Genomic DNA, 16032 nt, shown 5'->3' with positions numbered 1-16032 from the left:
CGACAATCAGGCAAACTTCTTCTGGACTTCAGCCGACACGTTCGCCGGAGCTTCGGCGTAGTGATCGAACTGCATGGTGAAGGTCGCGCGACCCTGGCTCATCGAGCGCAGATTGTTCACGTAACCGAACATGTTCATGAGCGGGACCATCGCGTTGATGACGTTGGCATTGCCGCGCATGTCTTGGCCCTGGATCTGGCCGCGCCGCGAGTTCAGGTCGCCGATGACCGAACCGGTGTAGTCTTCCGGGGTCACCACCTCGACCTTCATGATCGGCTCGAGCAGAACAGACTTGCCCATCTGCAGCGCCTCGCGGAAGCAGGCGCGCGTGGCGATTTCGAAGGCCAGCGCCGACGAGTCAACGTCGTGGAACTTGCCGTCGATCAGCTGCACCTTGACGTCGACCACCGGGAAGCCGGCGACCACGCCCGACGACAGCACGCTCTCCAGACCCTTTTCGACGCCGGGGATGTATTCCTTCGGCACCGCACCGCCCACGATCTTCGACTCGAACTCGTAGCCCTTGCCGGCCTCGTTCGGCTCGACGATCAGCGTCACGGCAGCAAACTGGCCGGTACCGCCGGTCTGCTTCTTGTGGGTATAGCTGTGCTCGACCCGCTTGGTGACACGCTCACGGAACGCCACCTGCGGCGCGCCGATATTGGCGTCGACCTTGTAGGTGCGCTTGAGGATGTCGACCTTGATGTCGAGATGGAGTTCGCCCATGCCCTTCAGGATGGTCTGACCGGACTCGTGGTCGGTCGATACGCGGAAGGACGGATCCTCCGCGGCGAGCTTGGCGAGCGCCACGCCCAGCTTTTCCTGGTCGGCCTTCGACTTCGGCTCGATCGCGATCTCGATCACCGGCTCCGGGAATTCCATCTTCTCGAGGATCACGGGGTGGGTCGGATCGCACAGCGTGTCACCGGTGCGCGCTTCCTTCAGGCCTGCCAGCGCGACGATGTCGCCGGCATAGGCTTCCTTGATGTCTTCGCGGTTGTTCGCATGCATCAGCAGCATGCGGCCGATACGCTCCTTCTTCTCGCGGGTCGAGTTCACCACGCCGGTGCCCGACTGCAGGATGCCAGAGTAGATGCGGCAGAAGGTGATGGTGCCGACAAAGGGGTCGTCCATGATCTTGAACGCAAGCAGCGACAGCGGCTCCTTGTCGTCCGCCTTGCGCACCACTTCGTTGCCCTTGTCGTCGGTGCCCTTGATCGCGGGCACATCGAGCGGCGACGGCAGATAGTCGACGACGGCGTCGAGCAGCGGCTGCACACCCTTGTTCTTGAACGCGGAGCCGCACAGCACCGGATAGAAGGCGCCGGTCAGCACCGCCTTGCGAAGCAGCCTCTTGAGCGTCGCCTCGTCGGGCTCCTTGCCGTCGAGGTAAGCGGCCATGGCGTCGTCGTCGAGCTCGACGGCGGCTTCCACCATCTTCTCGCGATATTCCTTGGCCTGCTCGACCAGATCTTCCGGGATGTCGACATAGTCGAACTTGGCGCCGAGCGATTCATCGTTCCAGATGATGCCCTTCATCTTCACGAGGTCGACGAGACCCTTGAAGTTGTTCTCGGCACCGATCGGAAGCTGGATCGCAATCGGCTTGGCGCCGAGGCGGTCGACGATGTCGGACAGGCACTTGAAGAAGTCGGCACCGGTCTTGTCCATCTTGTTGGCGAAGACGATGCGCGGCACCTTGTACTTGTCGCCCTGGCGCCACACGGTCTCGGTCTGCGGCTCGACGCCCTGGTTGGAGTCGAGCACGCACACGGCGCCGTCGAGCACGCGCAGCGAACGCTCGACCTCAATGGTGAAGTCAACGTGGCCCGGGGTGTCGATGATGTTCAGGCGCTTGCCGTTCCAGAACGCGGTGGTCGCAGCCGAGGTGATCGTGATGCCACGCTCCTGCTCCTGCTCCATCCAGTCCATCGTCGCGGCACCTTCGTGCACTTCGCCGATCTTGTGGCTCTTGCCGGTGTAATAGAGGATGCGCTCGGTGGTCGTGGTCTTGCCGGCGTCGATATGCGCCATGATACCGAAGTTGCGGTAGTCCTCGATGGCATGTTGGCGGGGCATGAGACTGTTCCTTAGATTTCGTTGTTCGCCTTACCAGCGATAGTGCGAGAAGGCGCGGTTGGCTTCCGCCATCCGGTGCACGTCTTCACGCTTCTTGACGGCGTTCCCGCGATTGTTCGACGCATCCAGCAGTTCCGCCGAGAGCCGCTCCGTCATGGTCTTCTCGTTGCGCTCGCGCGCGGCCGAAATGAGCCAGCGGATGCCGAGCGCCTGACGGCGCACCGAGCGGACTTCCACCGGCACCTGGTAGGTCGCGCCACCGACGCGGCGGGAGCGGACCTCGATGGTCGGCATCACGTTCTCGAGCGCCTGCTCGAACACACCGAGCGGGTTCTGCTTGGTCTTGGCCTCGATCATGCCGAGCGCACCGTAGACGATGTTTTCGGCAACCGACTTCTTCCCGGCGTACATCACCGAGTTCATGAACTTCGTAATGACGATGTTCCCGAACTTCGGATCGGGAAGAACTTCACGCTTCTCAGCAGAATGGCGACGCGACATCTGATCGGTTCCCGCTTACTTCGGACGCTTCGCGCCGTACTTCGAACGGCGCTGCTTACGGTTCTTGACGCCCTGGGTATCCAGCACGCCGCGGAGGATGTGGTAGCGCACGCCCGGCAAGTCCTTGACGCGGCCGCCGCGGATCATGACCACCGAGTGCTCCTGCAGGTTATGGCCCTCACCCGGGATGTAGCCGATCACCTCGAAGCCGTTGGTCAGGCGCACCTTGGCGACCTTACGAAGCGCCGAGTTCGGCTTCTTCGGGGTCGTGGTGTAGACGCGCGTGCAAACGCCGCGCTTCTGCGGCGACTGCTGCAGCGCCGGCACCTTCTTGCGCGACTTCTGCACTTCACGTGGATTAGCGATCAGCTGGTTGATCGTCGGCATGCAGCCTTCACCCTTTAGTTCGCGCGAAACCTTGAATGGCTCCGCAAATTCTTCTCGGGATCAGCCATCCCGTACGGCCCGCTCGACGCGGAACAATCAACCGCGCAAAACGAAATCGCGCCAACCACTCATCGCTGAGTGGAAAGCGCTTCGACGCCACAGAGGACCGCGATTCCCGGACTGCTCAGCGTTCGCTGTCCAGCCCGCCACCGAGGTCATGCATCCGAATTCACTCTCAAGAGGACTTGCTCAAGAGAACTAAAATCGTCCTGGCATTGCCTAGCTATCATCGACAGCGTTTGAGCGGCATTCGTCGAGGTTGGTGCCCGTCCGGCTCCCGAAAAGGGACCCTAGGGGTGTTCCGTTCCGACGCTGGCGTTGCTCACCGCCTGTCGTTAAGTGGCCGCCTTGTATAAGCGCGGGATAGTGAAGTCAAGCAAAACGATAATCAAAGAAACGCCTCTGGCGCCTGCGGATTTCGCATTTCCTCCGCGCCCGGGTGCACGCCGGATTATGACAACTCCCCTGCCCCACACTACCCCACGGTGCGTTCGGGTGAATCAAATTTTACCCGGACATAATATGATCAGAAACAATTCTTCCCGACCGGGTTACCGGAGTCGGCCGCAAAATAAGGTTTTATTTGCCATTCGCAGCGCAAAAAGGCGGGTCCTGTCGTCTCAGACCCCTCATGCGGCACACCGACATTGCAATCATCGGCGGAGGCCTCGCGGGTTCGACCGCCGCGGCCATGCTCGGGCGCGCCGGGATTCCGAACATTTTGATCGACCCGCACTGGACCTATCCGTTCGATTTCCGCGTCGAGAAGCTCGGCGGAGTTGAGCAGCTGCAGCGATTCGCTGCGACGGGATTCGCCGAATCCGTGCTGCGCTCGGCCACACGGAGCGGCGAAAACTGGATCGCACGATTCGGCTATCTGCTCGACACTCCCCCGAACCAGCAATTCGGCATCATGTACGCCGCGCTGATCGCAGCAATCCGCGCCGAAATCGCCGAACCGGCCGAATTCGTCTGCGACAAGGTCATCGATGTCAGGACCAGCGCCGAGCGCCAGACGCTGGCGCTTTCCAACGGCGATACGATCTCGGCCCGGCTCGTGGTGCTCGCCAATGGACTGAACGTCGGGCTGCGCCGCAGCCTCGGCATTGGGCGCGAGGTCACCAGCCCCTGCCACTCCATCTCGTTCGGCTTCGATCTCGTGCCGGTGGGGCGTTCGGCCTTCCCGTTCGCGGCGATGACCTATTTCTCCGAGCGGCCAAGCGACCGCATCCCCTATCTGACGCTGTTTCCGATCGAAGGCCGGATGCGCGCCAATCTCTTCACCTATCGCCAGGCCGACGATCCCTGGCTGCGCGCGATGCGGCGCAATCCAGTCGAGGCACTCAACGCCGCGCTGCCGCGGTTGCGCCGGATCACCGGCGACTTCGATGTCTCCGGCGACATCAGGGTCAGGCCCACCGACCTCTATGTCAGCACCGGCTATCGGCAGGCCGGCGTCGTGCTGGTCGGCGACGCCTTTGCGGCCACCTGCCCGGTCAGCGGCACCGGAACCGACAAGGTGTTCACCGACGTGGTGCAACTCTGCAGCGTCCACATCCCGGCCTGGCTCGCGACCGACGGCATGGGTGCGGACAAGATCGCAACCTATTACGACGATCCGCTCAAGACCGCGTGCGACGCCTGGTCAAACGCCAAGGCGTTCTCGTTCCGCTCGGTGTCGATCGACCCCGGGCTTTATTGGCGCGCTCAGCGCTGGGCGCGCTTTCTCGCCTATCTTGTCAAAGGCCGGCTTCGGCGGCTGCGCAGCGGCGGCCGCCGGGCGGCAGTGGCGCATGCGGTGCCGCAGACGCCGCAGTAGCTGGTAACCGAGCTGGCGCGCCGCTTCCATCCGGTAGCCCAGCGAATGACCGGCGCGAACGTCGATCAGCATGTCCACCATGGGACGGCGGCCGGCCCATAGCTGCGCCATGAAGCTGTCCTCGGCTGCGCACGAATTGATCGTCTGGATATCGGATCCGACAAGCAGCTGGTCGGTGACCTTGTCGACCAGCAGCGCGCCGGGCGAGTACTTGCCGAACGTCAGATCGAACGCCGTCTTCCAGGTGTAGGCCGTCGTCCCGCAATACATCAAAACCTGTGCCGCGATCGGTTCATCGTTGACCTGCAGCAGCGCGACCGATGCGCATTGCACGGCGGCGAGATTCTGCACCAGTCTCCGCGCAAACGCCGCATCGTGGCCGTCCGACAGCAGCGCGGTGCCGCGCGCGCCCTTCCAGCTCGCCTGCTCCATCGTCAGAAACGTCTCGAACGCGGCGGGCACGGCGGCGGGCGATCGGTCGTTGATCACCTCGACGTTGCCCAGCGCCGACAGCCTGTTCCAGTCCTGGCGCAGCTTCTTCCGCGTCGAGCCGGAGCGCTTCACGCCGAACTCCCGCGTCACATAAGGCCGTGCGCTCGCCGTCAGCACCAGCGGGGCCACGCCCCGCGCGGCGAGCACCTCCATCATCGCTTTGTGGCTCGGCGTTTCCGCATCGAACTGCATCAGGTTCATCATCTTCGGCAGCTGCCGGTTCATCTCGACTGCCGCCAGCAGCGCCGGGATCACCTCGTCGACATGGAGGGGATCGACCACCGGGTTGGACAGAAAAGCGTAGTTGTAAGGCAGCCCCTCCAGCACCTCGGGCCAGCACGGGACCACCCTGCGCCGCTGCAGGGCCCAGGCGCCGACCAGGCGGCGCGAACCTGTGCCCTCATGCCATGCGAGCATCATCCCGATGCGGGCGAAATGAGTGTCGTTCGCCGCCTTCAGCGCGGCGGGATGCATGAACACGTTCGGCGATGCCCGCAGAACGAGATCGTCCCACTGCGTGCCAAGGTCCAGATTTGGTGAATCGATCGTTACCGAAATCATCCGCAATTTGCCTGTTCGGCCGTTTCGACAGGGCATCGTGCGATGCGGAGATTGTGATTCGGTTAAGCACGGCGGTGTTGACCGGATCGTGATCAGGCGCTTCAGCGTTTTTTTGCCATTGAAGCGCAGACTCGCCGCTTCAATTCGGGGCCCATCATCCATGCGGTACACGGACGTTGCGATCGTGGGCGGCGGGCTTGCCGGCGCGACTGCCGCAGCAATGCTCGGGCGCGCCGGCGTGGCGGCCTGCCTGATCGATCCGCACGTGACCTACCCGCCCGAGCTGCGCTGCGAGAAGCTGGCCGGAAACCAGCTCGAGCTGTTGCGCAAGACGGGGCTCGCCGAACGAACGCTGGACGCCACCACGCTCGACGGCGAGGTCTGGGAGGCACGCTTCGGCCTCGTGGTCGCCAGGAAACCGAGCGACCAGCACGGCGTGATGTACGACACGCTGGTCAATGCCGTTCGTGCGCAGGTCCCCGCGAGCGTGGAGATCATCCACGGCAAGGCCTACGCGATTGCAACCAGCAGCGACCGCCAAAGGATCACGCTCGCCGACGACAAGGTGGTTTCGGCACGCCTCGTCGTGCTCGCAAACGGACTGAACATCGGTCTTCGCGAGATGCTCGGCATGCAACGCCGCGTCATCAGCTCATGTCATTCGATCACGCTGGGCTTCGACATCGCGCCGGTCGGCCGCGCCTCGTTCGAATTCCCGGCGCTGACCTACTGGCCGGGGCGGCCAGGCCAGCGGATGGCCTATCTCTCGGTCTTCCCGATCGGCGACAAGATGCGCGCCAACCTGATGGTCTACCGCGACATGACCGATCCGTGGCTGCGCGATTTCCGGCAGGCCCCCGAAGCGACGATGATGGCGGTGATGCCGGGCCTGCATCGCATGATGGGGGATTTCAAGGTGGGCACGCCGATCCGGATCAGGCCCGCCGATCTCTGCGTGACCGACGGCTATCTTCGGCCCGGCGTCGTGCTGGCCGGCGACGCGTTTTCGACGTCCTGCCCGGCCGCCGGCACCGGGACGACCAAGGTCTTCACCGATGTCGAACGTCTCTGCAACATCCATATCCCTGCCTGGCTCGCCACGGACGGCATGGACGTCGACAAGATCAAGCAATTCTACGAGGACCCCATCAAGGTCGCATGCGAGGCGCGATGCCTCGCCAAGGCCTATCACCTGCGGTCGCTCTCGATCGAACGCGGGGTTGCGTGGCGGGCCGGTCGTTGGGGCCGCTTCGCGGTTCGCCTCGCCCAGGGCGTCCGCTACGCGATCCGCAAACGGCTGCCGGTGAGGTCTGCCCGCCCCGGACGCCGCGTGATCGGCGGACAACCGCCGCGAGGCCGGCTCGCCTGATCCAGGCGAGCGCGACCGGCGACAACCCGACGGGATTACTCCTCGTCGTCCTCATCCTCATCATCGTCATCGTCCGCGTCGTGCGAGGCGTGGCCCTGGTCGTCCCAGAGCTTGCGGTAGACGCCGTTCCTGGCGAGCAACTCGGCATGCGAGCCGCGCTCGATCGCCCTGCCGCCCGATATCACGATGATCTCGTCCATCTCGACCACCGAGGTCAGGCGGTGCGTCGACCAGATCATGGTGCGGCCCTTGGCGACCTTGAGCAGCGTGTGGTTGATCGCGGCCTCCGTAGTCTGGTCGAGGGCCGAGGTCGCCTCGTCGAGCAGCAGCACGGACGGATTGCGGATGATCGCGCGCGCGATCGCGATGCGCTGGCGCTGACCGCCCGACAGCGTGTCGCCGCGTTCGCCGACCGGCGTGTCGTATTTGTGCGGCAGGCTCATGATGTAGCGGTGGATCTCGGCCTTCTTCGCCGCGTCCTCGACCTCCGCGTCGGTCGCCCCTTCCTTGCCGAGCCGGATGTTCTCGCGGATCGACATGTTGAAGAGCATGTTCTCCTGGAACACGATCGCCATATTCGCCCGCAGCGATTCCCGCGTCACCTTGCGGATGTCGACGCCGTCGATGGCGACGCGGCCTTCGTCCGGCACGTAGAGACGTAGAATCAGGTTCAACAAGGTGCTCTTGCCGGAGCCGCTGGGGCCGACGATCGCGACGCTCTTGCCGGCCTTGAGCTTGAGGCTGAGATTGTCGAGCACCGGCGTCGCCGCGCCCTCGTATTTGAACGTGACGTGGTCGAAGGTGATGTCGTTGGTGATGCGCGGCAGATCCGGTGCGCCGGGGCGGTCGGCACCGCGGGTCGGCTCGTCGAGCAGTTCCTGGATGTGCTGCACCGCCGCCGCCGACTGGATCGACATCGGGATGAAGTGCATGAGATGCGCGATGTTGTACGACACCTCCCAGAACGCGCCCTCGAAGGTCACGAAGGTGCCGACGGTGATTTGCCCCTTGGTCGCCAGGTAGGCGCCGATCGCCAGCACCACGAGGTGTAACAGCAGCACCGCGATGGTGACGGTGCGCTCCACCATGGTCGACAGGAACATGGCGGAGGCCGCCTTCGCCCTGACGTCGCAGTTGCGCAGGGTGAACCAGCCGAGCGCTCGGCGCTGCAGGTTGAATGCTTTCACCACCGCCTGCGCTGCCACGTTCTCCTGCACCGTCCCCAGCAGCGCCGCCTCGTTCAGCTTCTGCTCGTAGTTCGCCTGCACCGCCTTCGGTGTCAGGATGCGCGGGCCGATCAGCGTGATCGGAAATATCAGCAGTGCGACCGCAGCGAGCTGCCAGCTGAGGAACAGCATCAGGATGATGCCGGCGATCAATTCGAAGAACGGCAGCGCCGCGCTGTTGGCAAAGTTCTTGATCGAGCCCTCGAACGCCGAGAGGTCGATCGAGAAGCGCGACAATATCTCGCCGCGCTTGGTGCGCGCAAAATAGGCAGACGGCAGGTTCTGGACGTGCTCGAACAGCCGCGTCCGCACGTCGGCAATGATGCCGGCGGCGAGCCGCGCGTCCCAGCGCTCGTACCACACCGCGATGATCGAGGTGACGATACCCGCGACGGCAAGCACGCCGAGGATTTTGTAAAGGGCCCCGAAATCCTCCTCGCCGAGCGCGTCGTCGATCAGGAATTTCAGGCTCAGCGGCATAATGACGTTGAACAACGTCTCGACCAGCACGCCGATGGTCACGAAGGCGAACGGCCTCTTGTAGCCAGCCAGGATCGGCTTGACGAAGCCGAAGATCGTGGAGAGCGCGCCAGCGGCTTCCTTGGCGGTGAAGACGGCCAGGTCCTCGTCGTCATCATCATCGTCGAGATCGAGCTCGTCGTCCTCGTCCTCCTCGTCGTCATCGTCCTGCAGCGGCGCGGCAGCCGGCTTCGGCGAGACGGCCGGCGCAGGTGTGCCTGCGAGCTTCTTCTTCAGCTCGGGATCATCGGGATCGAGCAGTTTCGGAGTGTCGGATGCGGGAGACTTGGGCGCCATGAAACCAACCGATGCTCCACGGCCGGCATGACCGCAAATCGAAATTGCAGCGGCAAGCACTGCGGCGGCGATCCTATGCGATCAGGACCAGTTCGGCAAAGCGTTTGGGACAACCAACCCGTGGCGCGGCGGCCCCATGGATTCGGCCGGACCGCTGCTGCTGCTTGACGGATTGTTGACGCGAGATGCCTGCCTCGCGCCCCTCCCCGCTAATCGTCCTCGTCAGCATCGACCTTGTCGAAGAAGGAATAGCGCAGGCTGTCGGCGTCGGCGTACCACTGCCCCGGTCCCTTGTTGGCTGCAAGCGTCAGCGCCCACAACGCATCGGTGCAGTCGTGGCGGTGCATCGACAGGTCGAACCCGTTGCTGAAGAACAGCTCCGACCATTCCCACCAGGTGCCGAGCTTCTTCACCCCCCGCAACAGGTCGTAGCGGTCGATCATCGCCGGCGCCATGTCCGAGGTCACCGAGCCGAACACAAGGCCGGTCTTGACCACGCGGTTGAGCTCGCGCACGGCGCGCGGCACCTGCTTTTCGCCGAGATGGCACAGGCTGGTCTCGAACACGAAATCGAACTCGTTGTCCTTGAACGGCATGTCGGCGATCGAGCCGAGCTTGTTGTACTTCGTCAGCGCCTTCGGCGTCTTGCCGTGGATGTAGCGGTTGTTCTCGATACCCCAGGCGTCGATGCCGCGTTCGCGCAGCGCGCCCACCAGCTCGCCGCTGGCGGAGCCCGCGATCAGCAGCTTGTGGTCCTTCGCCCGGCCCCACACCGTCTTGATCAGGTCCGTCAGATAGTCCGGATCGCTGAACTGACGCCAGGCTTTGCTGTACGGACCGGCGCCGCGGTAGTTGTCGAAGTAGCTGCGGTCAATCTTGTCGGAGAACGTCGGATCCGCCTGCGCGCGGGCGCGGCGCAGCCGCATCATCTCGGTAACGATGATGTCGGTCGCGGCGTCCGAAGAGTCGAGCAACCCGTTCAACGTCGAATCGAACAGATAGTCGCCGACCACCACGATGCCCGGATGCTCCTTCGGCTCGGGGCGGTGGTTGGTCATGATATCGCGCACCGGCAGGCCGCCGGGCAGCGCGTTGACCGATGAGAGCCAGCGGTGGATCTTGCCTTCCAGGAAATGCTCGCGCGCATTGCCGAGCAAGGCCGGCAGCGACTTCAACGCGGCGTCGATCAGCTCCTGGTCGCTGAGATTGGCGAAGGCGAGCGCGTCGGAGCCGGCGATCAGCCAGTTCAGCACGCCGTGCTTGCCGACGTCGTGGCGCGCGCCCTCATTGTAGACACAGCAGCCGCCGAACGCCTCCGACATGAACCAGGCGCCCGGGATCTTCTCGCCCCAGAACGGCTCGTCGAACAGGATCGAGACGCGCAGATAGTGCGCCGGCCGGTCGAAATAAGCGACGTGCTTGACCATCGACCGGCGCAGCGCCTCGCCGTCCCAGCGCATGGTCGCGAGCCAGGAATGCGGCAGGCAGACCAGCACGAGGTCGAAGTCGCGCGTCTCCGGCCCCTTGCCGTTCATCATGTTGAGCTGATAGCGGCCGTTGGCGGTCTTGCCGACCTTGAGAACGCGATGATTGAGCTGGATGTCGGCATCGACTTCCGAGCGCAGGCAGTCGATCAATTGCTCATTGCCGTTCTGGATCGAGTACAGGCCGATATAGCCGTCGACGTCCATCACGTAGTTCTTCAGCGCGTTGAGGCCGTTGGTGTTGTGGCTCTCTGTCGCGATGTCGGAGCGCGCCATCACCTTGAAGAAGCGCTTGGCGGTCTCGTCCTCGACCTCCTCGTCGAGCACCTGCTCGGCGGTCTTGTAGGCCCATGGGTGTTCGTTGTCGTGGGCGCCGATGCCCTCGTAATATTCGATCGGCGACACCAGGTCGGCGCAGCGCCTGCGGAACGCCTCGATCGCGGCCGCGGTCTGCGGGCCGTATTTGCGGCGCATGCCGGAGACGTCGGCGAGCAGCTCGCCGTCGAGCTGAACCTGCTCGGCGTCCATCGGAATCGTCTGCAGTCCGAAATGCTGGATCAGCTCGCGCAGCGGATCCGGCCCCGTCATCGAGTAATCGTAGATTTCGGCAACGCCGGCCTCGTACATCGCGGGCGCGGACTCGAATTTGCGCGTGAGAATCTTGCCGCCGAGTCGGTTCGACGCCTCGAAGATCGTGACGCGGCAGAGGTCGCCGAGCTTACGCTTCAAGTACCAGGCGCTCATCAGCCCCCCGGGGCCGCCGCCAACGATAGCCAAGTTAAGCATGTGAATTCCGTGGTCTCCGGAAACTGCAAAGCAGCCGGCCTAAGTCAGCTTAGCAAAAGCGCTTTTTTGCCTGAAGGAAAGATGAACAAAGTGCGTCCCTGCACCGCAACACCAAAAGAAAGCAGCAAAAAGGCCGGCGCGAAGCCGGCCTTCTCGTTGGCTACCGTAGTTCTGCGGGGCCCTATTCGGCGGGCGGCAGCGCCAGCGGCTCCGCTTCCGGAGCCGTCGGCACGATCGCCGCCTGCTTCTCGCGCTCGTCGAGAATCAGCTTGTCGCGCTTCATCGCGACTTCGCGGATCCGCGCCATCGAGGCGCCGGTGCCGGCCGGAATCAGGCGGCCGACAATGACGTTCTCCTTGAGGCCTTCGAGCGGGTCCACCTTGCCGTTGACGGCCGCTTCGGTGAGCACGCGCGTGGTCTCCTGGAACGACGCCGCCGAGAAGAAGGAGCGGGTCTGCAGGCTCGCCTTGGTAATGCCGAGCAGAACCGGCGTACCCGTGGCGGGCTTCTTGCCCTCCTCCTTGGCCTTGGTGTTGAGCGCGTCGAACTCGATCTTGTCGACCTGCTCGCCCGAGATCATGTCGGTGTCGCCCTGATCGGTGATCTCCACCTTCTGCAACATCTGACGGACAATCACCTCGATGTGCTTGTCGTTGATGAGCACGCCCTGCAGCCGGTAGACCTCCTGGATCTCGTTGACCAGATAGGCAGCGAGTTCCTCGATGCCCTTGATCGCCAGGATGTCGTGCGGTGCCGGGTTGCCTTCGACGATGAAATCGCCCTTTTCGACGATATCGCCGTCCTGAAGGTGGATGTGCTTGCCCTTCGGGATCAGGTACTCGCGCGGCTCCTCGGTCTTGTCCAACGGCTCGATCGAGATGCGGCGCTTGTTCTTGTAGTCGCGGCCGAAGCGGATCGTGCCCGCGGTCTCCGCAATGATCGCCGCGTCCTTCGGCTTGCGAGCCTCGAACAGTTCCGCCACCCGCGGCAGACCGCCGGTGATGTCACGCGTCTTGGCGCTCTCGGTCGAGATCCGCGCCAGGATGTCGCCCGGCATGACCTTCGCGCCGATGTCGACCGACAGAATGGCGTCGACCGACAGCATGTAGCGGGCGTCGCCGCCGCGCGCGAGCTTCATCACCTTGCCGTCCTTGCCCTTGACCACGATGGCCGGACGCAGGTCCGAGCCGCCGCGCGTCGTGCGCCAGTCGATGACCACGCGCTTGGCGATACCGGTGGACTCGTCGAGCGTTTCCGAGATCGACTGGCCCTCGACCAGGTCCTCGAACCCGATCGTGCCCTCGACTTCGGTGAGCACCGGGCGGGTGTAGGGATCCCACTCCGCGATGCGCTGGCCGCGCTTGACCGTGTCGCCGTCGTCGACATGCATGCGCGAACCGTACTGGATACGGTGGGTCGCACGCTCGGCGCCGTCGGCATCGACGATCGCAACGACCATGTTGCGCACCATCGCGATCAGGTGACCTTCGCTGTTGCGGGCGATCGCCTTGTTCTTGATCACGATCTTGCCGTCGAAGTTCGACTCGACGAACGACTGCTCGTTGAGCTGCGCCGCGCCGCCGATGTGGAACGTGCGCATCGTGAGCTGCGTGCCCGGCTCGCCGATCGACTGCGCCGCGATGACGCCGACGGCCTCACCGTGGTTGACCGGCGTGCCGCGGGCCAGATCGCGGCCGTAGCACTTGCCGCAGATGCCGTTGATCAGCTCGCAGGTCAGCGCCGAGCGGATCTTCACCTCCTGGATGCCGGCCTGCTGGATCGCGTCGACATGGCTCTCCTCCATCAGCGTGTCGCGCTTGACGATCACGTTGTTGGTGGCGGGGTCGCGCACGTCATCGCAGGCCACGCGGCCCAGGATGCGCGAGCCGAGCGAGGCGACGACCGTGCCTGCATCGACGATGGCGCGCATCTTGATGCCGAGCGTGGTGCCGCAGTCGGCCTGCGTGATGATGCAGTCCTGTGCGACGTCGACCAGACGACGGGTCAGGTAACCCGAGTTCGCGGTCTTCAACGCGGTGTCCGCGAGACCCTTGCGGGCGCCGTGGGTCGAGTTGAAGTACTCGAGCACCGACAGACCTTCCTTGAAGTTGGAGATGATCGGCGTCTCGATGATTTCACCCGACGGCTTGGCCATCAGGCCGCGCATGCCGGCGAGCTGGCGCATCTGCGCCGGCGAACCACGCGCACCGGAGTGCGCCATCATGTAGATCGAGTTGATGTCGGCGTCGGCTCCGCTCGCCGTCTTCTTGGTGGCGGAGATCTCCTTCATCATCGCCTTGGCGATCTCTTCGGTCGCCTTCGACCAGGCGTCGACGACCTTGTTGTACTTCTCGCCATGGGTGATCAGGCCGTCGTTGTACTGCTGCTCGAAATCCTTCGCCAGCGTACGGGTCGAATCGACGATCTTCCACTTGCCGTGCGGCACCACCATGTCGTCCTTGCCGAACGAGATGCCGGCCTTGAACGCGTTGTAGAAGCCGAGCGCCATGATGCGGTCGCAGAAGATCACCGTCTCCTTCTGGCCGCAGTGACGATAGACCTGGTCGATGACGCCGGAGATCTCGCGCTTGGTCATCAGCTTGTTGATGATGTCGTACGAGATCTTCGGATGCTTGGGCAGCAGATTGCCGAGCATGATGCGGCCCGCGGTGGTCTCGATCCAGCGCTTGGACGGCTTGCCGTCCTCGCCAAGGCTCTCCCACCGGTACTTGATCTTGGTGTGGAGGTGGATGACCTTCGAGTGCAGCGCATGCTCGAGCTCGGCCATGTCGCCGAAGATCTTGCCCTCGCCGGGCAGGCCTTCGCGCATGATCGAGACGTAGTAGAGGCCGAGCACGATGTCCTGCGACGGCACGATGATCGGCTGGCCGTTCGCGGGATGCAGGATGTTGTTGGTCGACATCATCAGGACGCGCGCTTCCAGCTGCGCTTCGAGCGACAGCGGAACGTGCACGGCCATCTGGTCGCCGTCGAAGTCGGCGTTGAAGGCGGCGCAGACCAGCGGATGCAGCTGGATCGCCTTGCCCTCGATCAGCACCGGCTCGAACGCCTGGATGCCCAGGCGATGCAGCGTCGGCGCACGGTTGAGCAGCACCGGATGCTCGCGGATCACCTCATCGAGGATATCCCAGACCTCCGGACGCTCCTTCTCGACCAGCTTCTTGGCCTGCTTCACCGTGGTGGACAGGCCCTTGGCGTCGAGCCGCGAATAGATGAACGGCTTGAACAGCTCGAGCGCCATCTTCTTCGGCAGGCCGCACTGATGCAGGCGCAGCTCGGGACCGACCACGATCACCGAACGGCCCGAATAGTCGACGCGCTTGCCGAGCAGGTTCTGACGGAACCGGCCCTGCTTGCCCTTCAGCATGTCGGCGAGCGACTTCAGCGGGCGCTTGTTGGCGCCGGTGATGACGCGGCCGCGGCGGCCGTTGTCGAACAGCGCGTCGACGGCCTCCTGCAGCATGCGCTTTTCGTTGCGGATGATGATGTCGGGCGCGCGCAGCTCCATCAGCCGCTTCAGGCGGTTGTTGCGGTTGATGACGCGGCGGTAGAGGTCGTTGAGGTCCGAGGTCGCGAATCGGCCGCCGTCGAGCGGCACCAGCGGGCGCAGGTCCGGCGGGATCACCGGGACGACCGTCATGATCATCCATTCCGGCTTGTTGCCGGAGACGCGGAACGCCTCGACGATCTTCAGACGCTTGGCGAGCTTCTTGTGCTTGATGTCGGAGTCGGTCTCCGCCATGTCGGCACGCAGCTGCGCCTCGAGCTTGTCGAGGTCGAGCCCCTTGAGCAGCTCGCGGATCGCCTCCGCGCCGATCATGGCGGTGAAGGAATCCTGGCCGTACTCGTCCTGCGCCTTCAGATACTCGTCTTCCGACAGCAGCTGACGGTCCTTCAGCGCGGTCAGACCCGGCTCGAGCACGACGTAGTATTCGAAATAGAGGATCCGCTCGAGATCCTTCAGCGTCATGTCGAGCAGCAGGCCGATGCGCGACGGCAGCGACTTCAGGAACCAGATGTGGGCGACCGGCGCGGCCAGCTCGATGTGGCCCATGCGCTCGCGCCGGACGCGCGACAGCGTCACCTCGACCGAGCACTTTTCGCAGATGATGCCCTTGTACTTCATCCGCTTGTACTTGCCGCACAAGCACTCGTAGTCCTTGATCGGACCGAAGATGCGCGCGCAGAACAGGCCGTCACGCTCCGGCTTGAACGTGCGGTAGTTGATGGTCTCCGGCTTCTTGATCTCGCCGTAGGACCACGACAGAATCTTCTCCGGAGACGCGATCGAAATCCGGATCTGGTCGAAGACCTGGGCCGGCGTCGTCGGATTGAAAAGATTCATAATCTCTTGGTTCATGGTCTTCTCCTCGCGTGCCGATCGTCACCGGCAGCAAATTCGAAATTTTTATCGACCCGCGCCCCGCTCAA

The 16032-nt window shown here is 63.8% G+C and carries 8 protein-coding genes and 1 pseudogene; 2 read left to right on the top strand and 7 right to left on the bottom strand.

Annotation, left to right across the window (positions count from 1 at the left end):
• Positions 1–6 precede the first annotated feature (6 nt).
• The 3 genes from fusA to rpsL are packed head-to-tail and all read right to left on the bottom strand — an operon-like array spanning position 7 to position 2967.
• Positions 7–2079, bottom strand: coding sequence for an elongation factor G (gene fusA / locus MTX19_RS16120; protein WP_280977348.1), 2073 nt, complete (start codon positions 2077–2079; stop codon positions 7–9).
• Positions 2080–2109: 30 nt separating this feature from the next.
• Positions 2110–2580, bottom strand: a complete 471-nt coding sequence (gene rpsG, locus MTX19_RS16115; protein ID WP_280977347.1) for a 30S ribosomal protein S7 — start codon at positions 2578–2580, stop codon at positions 2110–2112.
• A gap of 15 nt (positions 2581–2595) precedes the next feature.
• The gene (rpsL, locus tag MTX19_RS16110; protein ID WP_006611834.1) at positions 2596–2967 is read right to left on the bottom strand and encodes a 30S ribosomal protein S12; all 372 of its coding nucleotides are present in this window, start codon (positions 2965–2967) and stop codon (positions 2596–2598) included.
• 691 nt (positions 2968–3658) lie between these two features.
• On the opposite strand from rpsL, the gene MTX19_RS16105 reads away from it, so the two are divergent.
• Positions 3659–4846, top strand: a complete 1188-nt coding sequence (locus MTX19_RS16105; protein WP_280986058.1) for an NAD(P)/FAD-dependent oxidoreductase — start codon at positions 3659–3661, stop codon at positions 4844–4846.
• 183 nt (positions 4847–5029) lie between these two features.
• Here MTX19_RS16105 and MTX19_RS39270 read toward each other — a convergent pair.
• A pseudogene (locus MTX19_RS39270) lies at positions 5030–5491 on the bottom strand (GNAT family N-acetyltransferase); the annotation flags it as partial.
• A 568-nt stretch (positions 5492–6059) separates the two neighbouring features.
• On the opposite strand from MTX19_RS39270, the gene MTX19_RS16095 reads away from it, so the two are divergent.
• Positions 6060–7268, top strand: a complete 1209-nt coding sequence (locus MTX19_RS16095; protein WP_280984404.1) for an FAD-dependent monooxygenase — start codon at positions 6060–6062, stop codon at positions 7266–7268.
• A gap of 35 nt (positions 7269–7303) precedes the next feature.
• Here MTX19_RS16095 and MTX19_RS16090 read toward each other — a convergent pair whose 3' ends face one another.
• The 3 genes from MTX19_RS16090 to rpoC all read right to left on the bottom strand — a co-directional run bounded on the left by MTX19_RS16090 (position 7304) and on the right by rpoC (position 15961).
• Complete coding sequence (locus tag MTX19_RS16090) at positions 7304–9310, bottom strand: ABC transporter ATP-binding protein (RefSeq protein WP_280984403.1); 2007 nt, start codon at positions 9308–9310, stop codon at positions 7304–7306.
• A gap of 209 nt (positions 9311–9519) precedes the next feature.
• Positions 9520–11580, bottom strand: a complete 2061-nt coding sequence (locus MTX19_RS16085; protein WP_280984402.1) for an FAD-dependent oxidoreductase — start codon at positions 11578–11580, stop codon at positions 9520–9522.
• 181 nt (positions 11581–11761) lie between these two features.
• Positions 11762–15961, bottom strand: a complete 4200-nt coding sequence (gene rpoC, locus MTX19_RS16080; protein ID WP_280984401.1) for a DNA-directed RNA polymerase subunit beta' — start codon at positions 15959–15961, stop codon at positions 11762–11764.
• Positions 15962–16032 lie beyond the last annotated feature (71 nt).

Origin of the sequence: Bradyrhizobium sp. ISRA464, assembly GCF_029910095.1 — a bacterium.
Classification (GTDB): Bacteria; Pseudomonadota; Alphaproteobacteria; order Rhizobiales; family Xanthobacteraceae; genus Bradyrhizobium.
This window is presented reverse-complemented; position numbering and strand designations above follow the sequence as displayed.

Coding starts and splice junctions, on each gene's coding strand:
- rpsL (WP_006611834.1), bottom strand. CDS start 2,967: ATGCCGACGATCAACCAGCTGATCGCTAATCCACGTGAAGTGCAGAAG.
- fusA (WP_280977348.1), bottom strand. CDS start 2,079: ATGCCCCGCCAACATGCCATCGAGGACTACCGCAACTTCGGTATCATG.
- MTX19_RS16085 (WP_280984402.1), bottom strand. CDS start 11,580: ATGCTTAACTTGGCTATCGTTGGCGGCGGCCCCGGGGGGCTGATGAGC.
- rpsG (WP_280977347.1), bottom strand. CDS start 2,580: ATGTCGCGTCGCCATTCTGCTGAGAAGCGTGAAGTTCTTCCCGATCCG.
- rpoC (WP_280984401.1), bottom strand. CDS start 15,961: ATGAACCAAGAGATTATGAATCTTTTCAATCCGACGACGCCGGCCCAG.
- MTX19_RS16090 (WP_280984403.1), bottom strand. CDS start 9,310: ATGGCGCCCAAGTCTCCCGCATCCGACACTCCGAAACTGCTCGATCCC.
- MTX19_RS16105 (WP_280986058.1), top strand. CDS start 3,659: ATGCGGCACACCGACATTGCAATCATCGGCGGAGGCCTCGCGGGTTCG.
- MTX19_RS16095 (WP_280984404.1), top strand. CDS start 6,060: ATGCGGTACACGGACGTTGCGATCGTGGGCGGCGGGCTTGCCGGCGCG.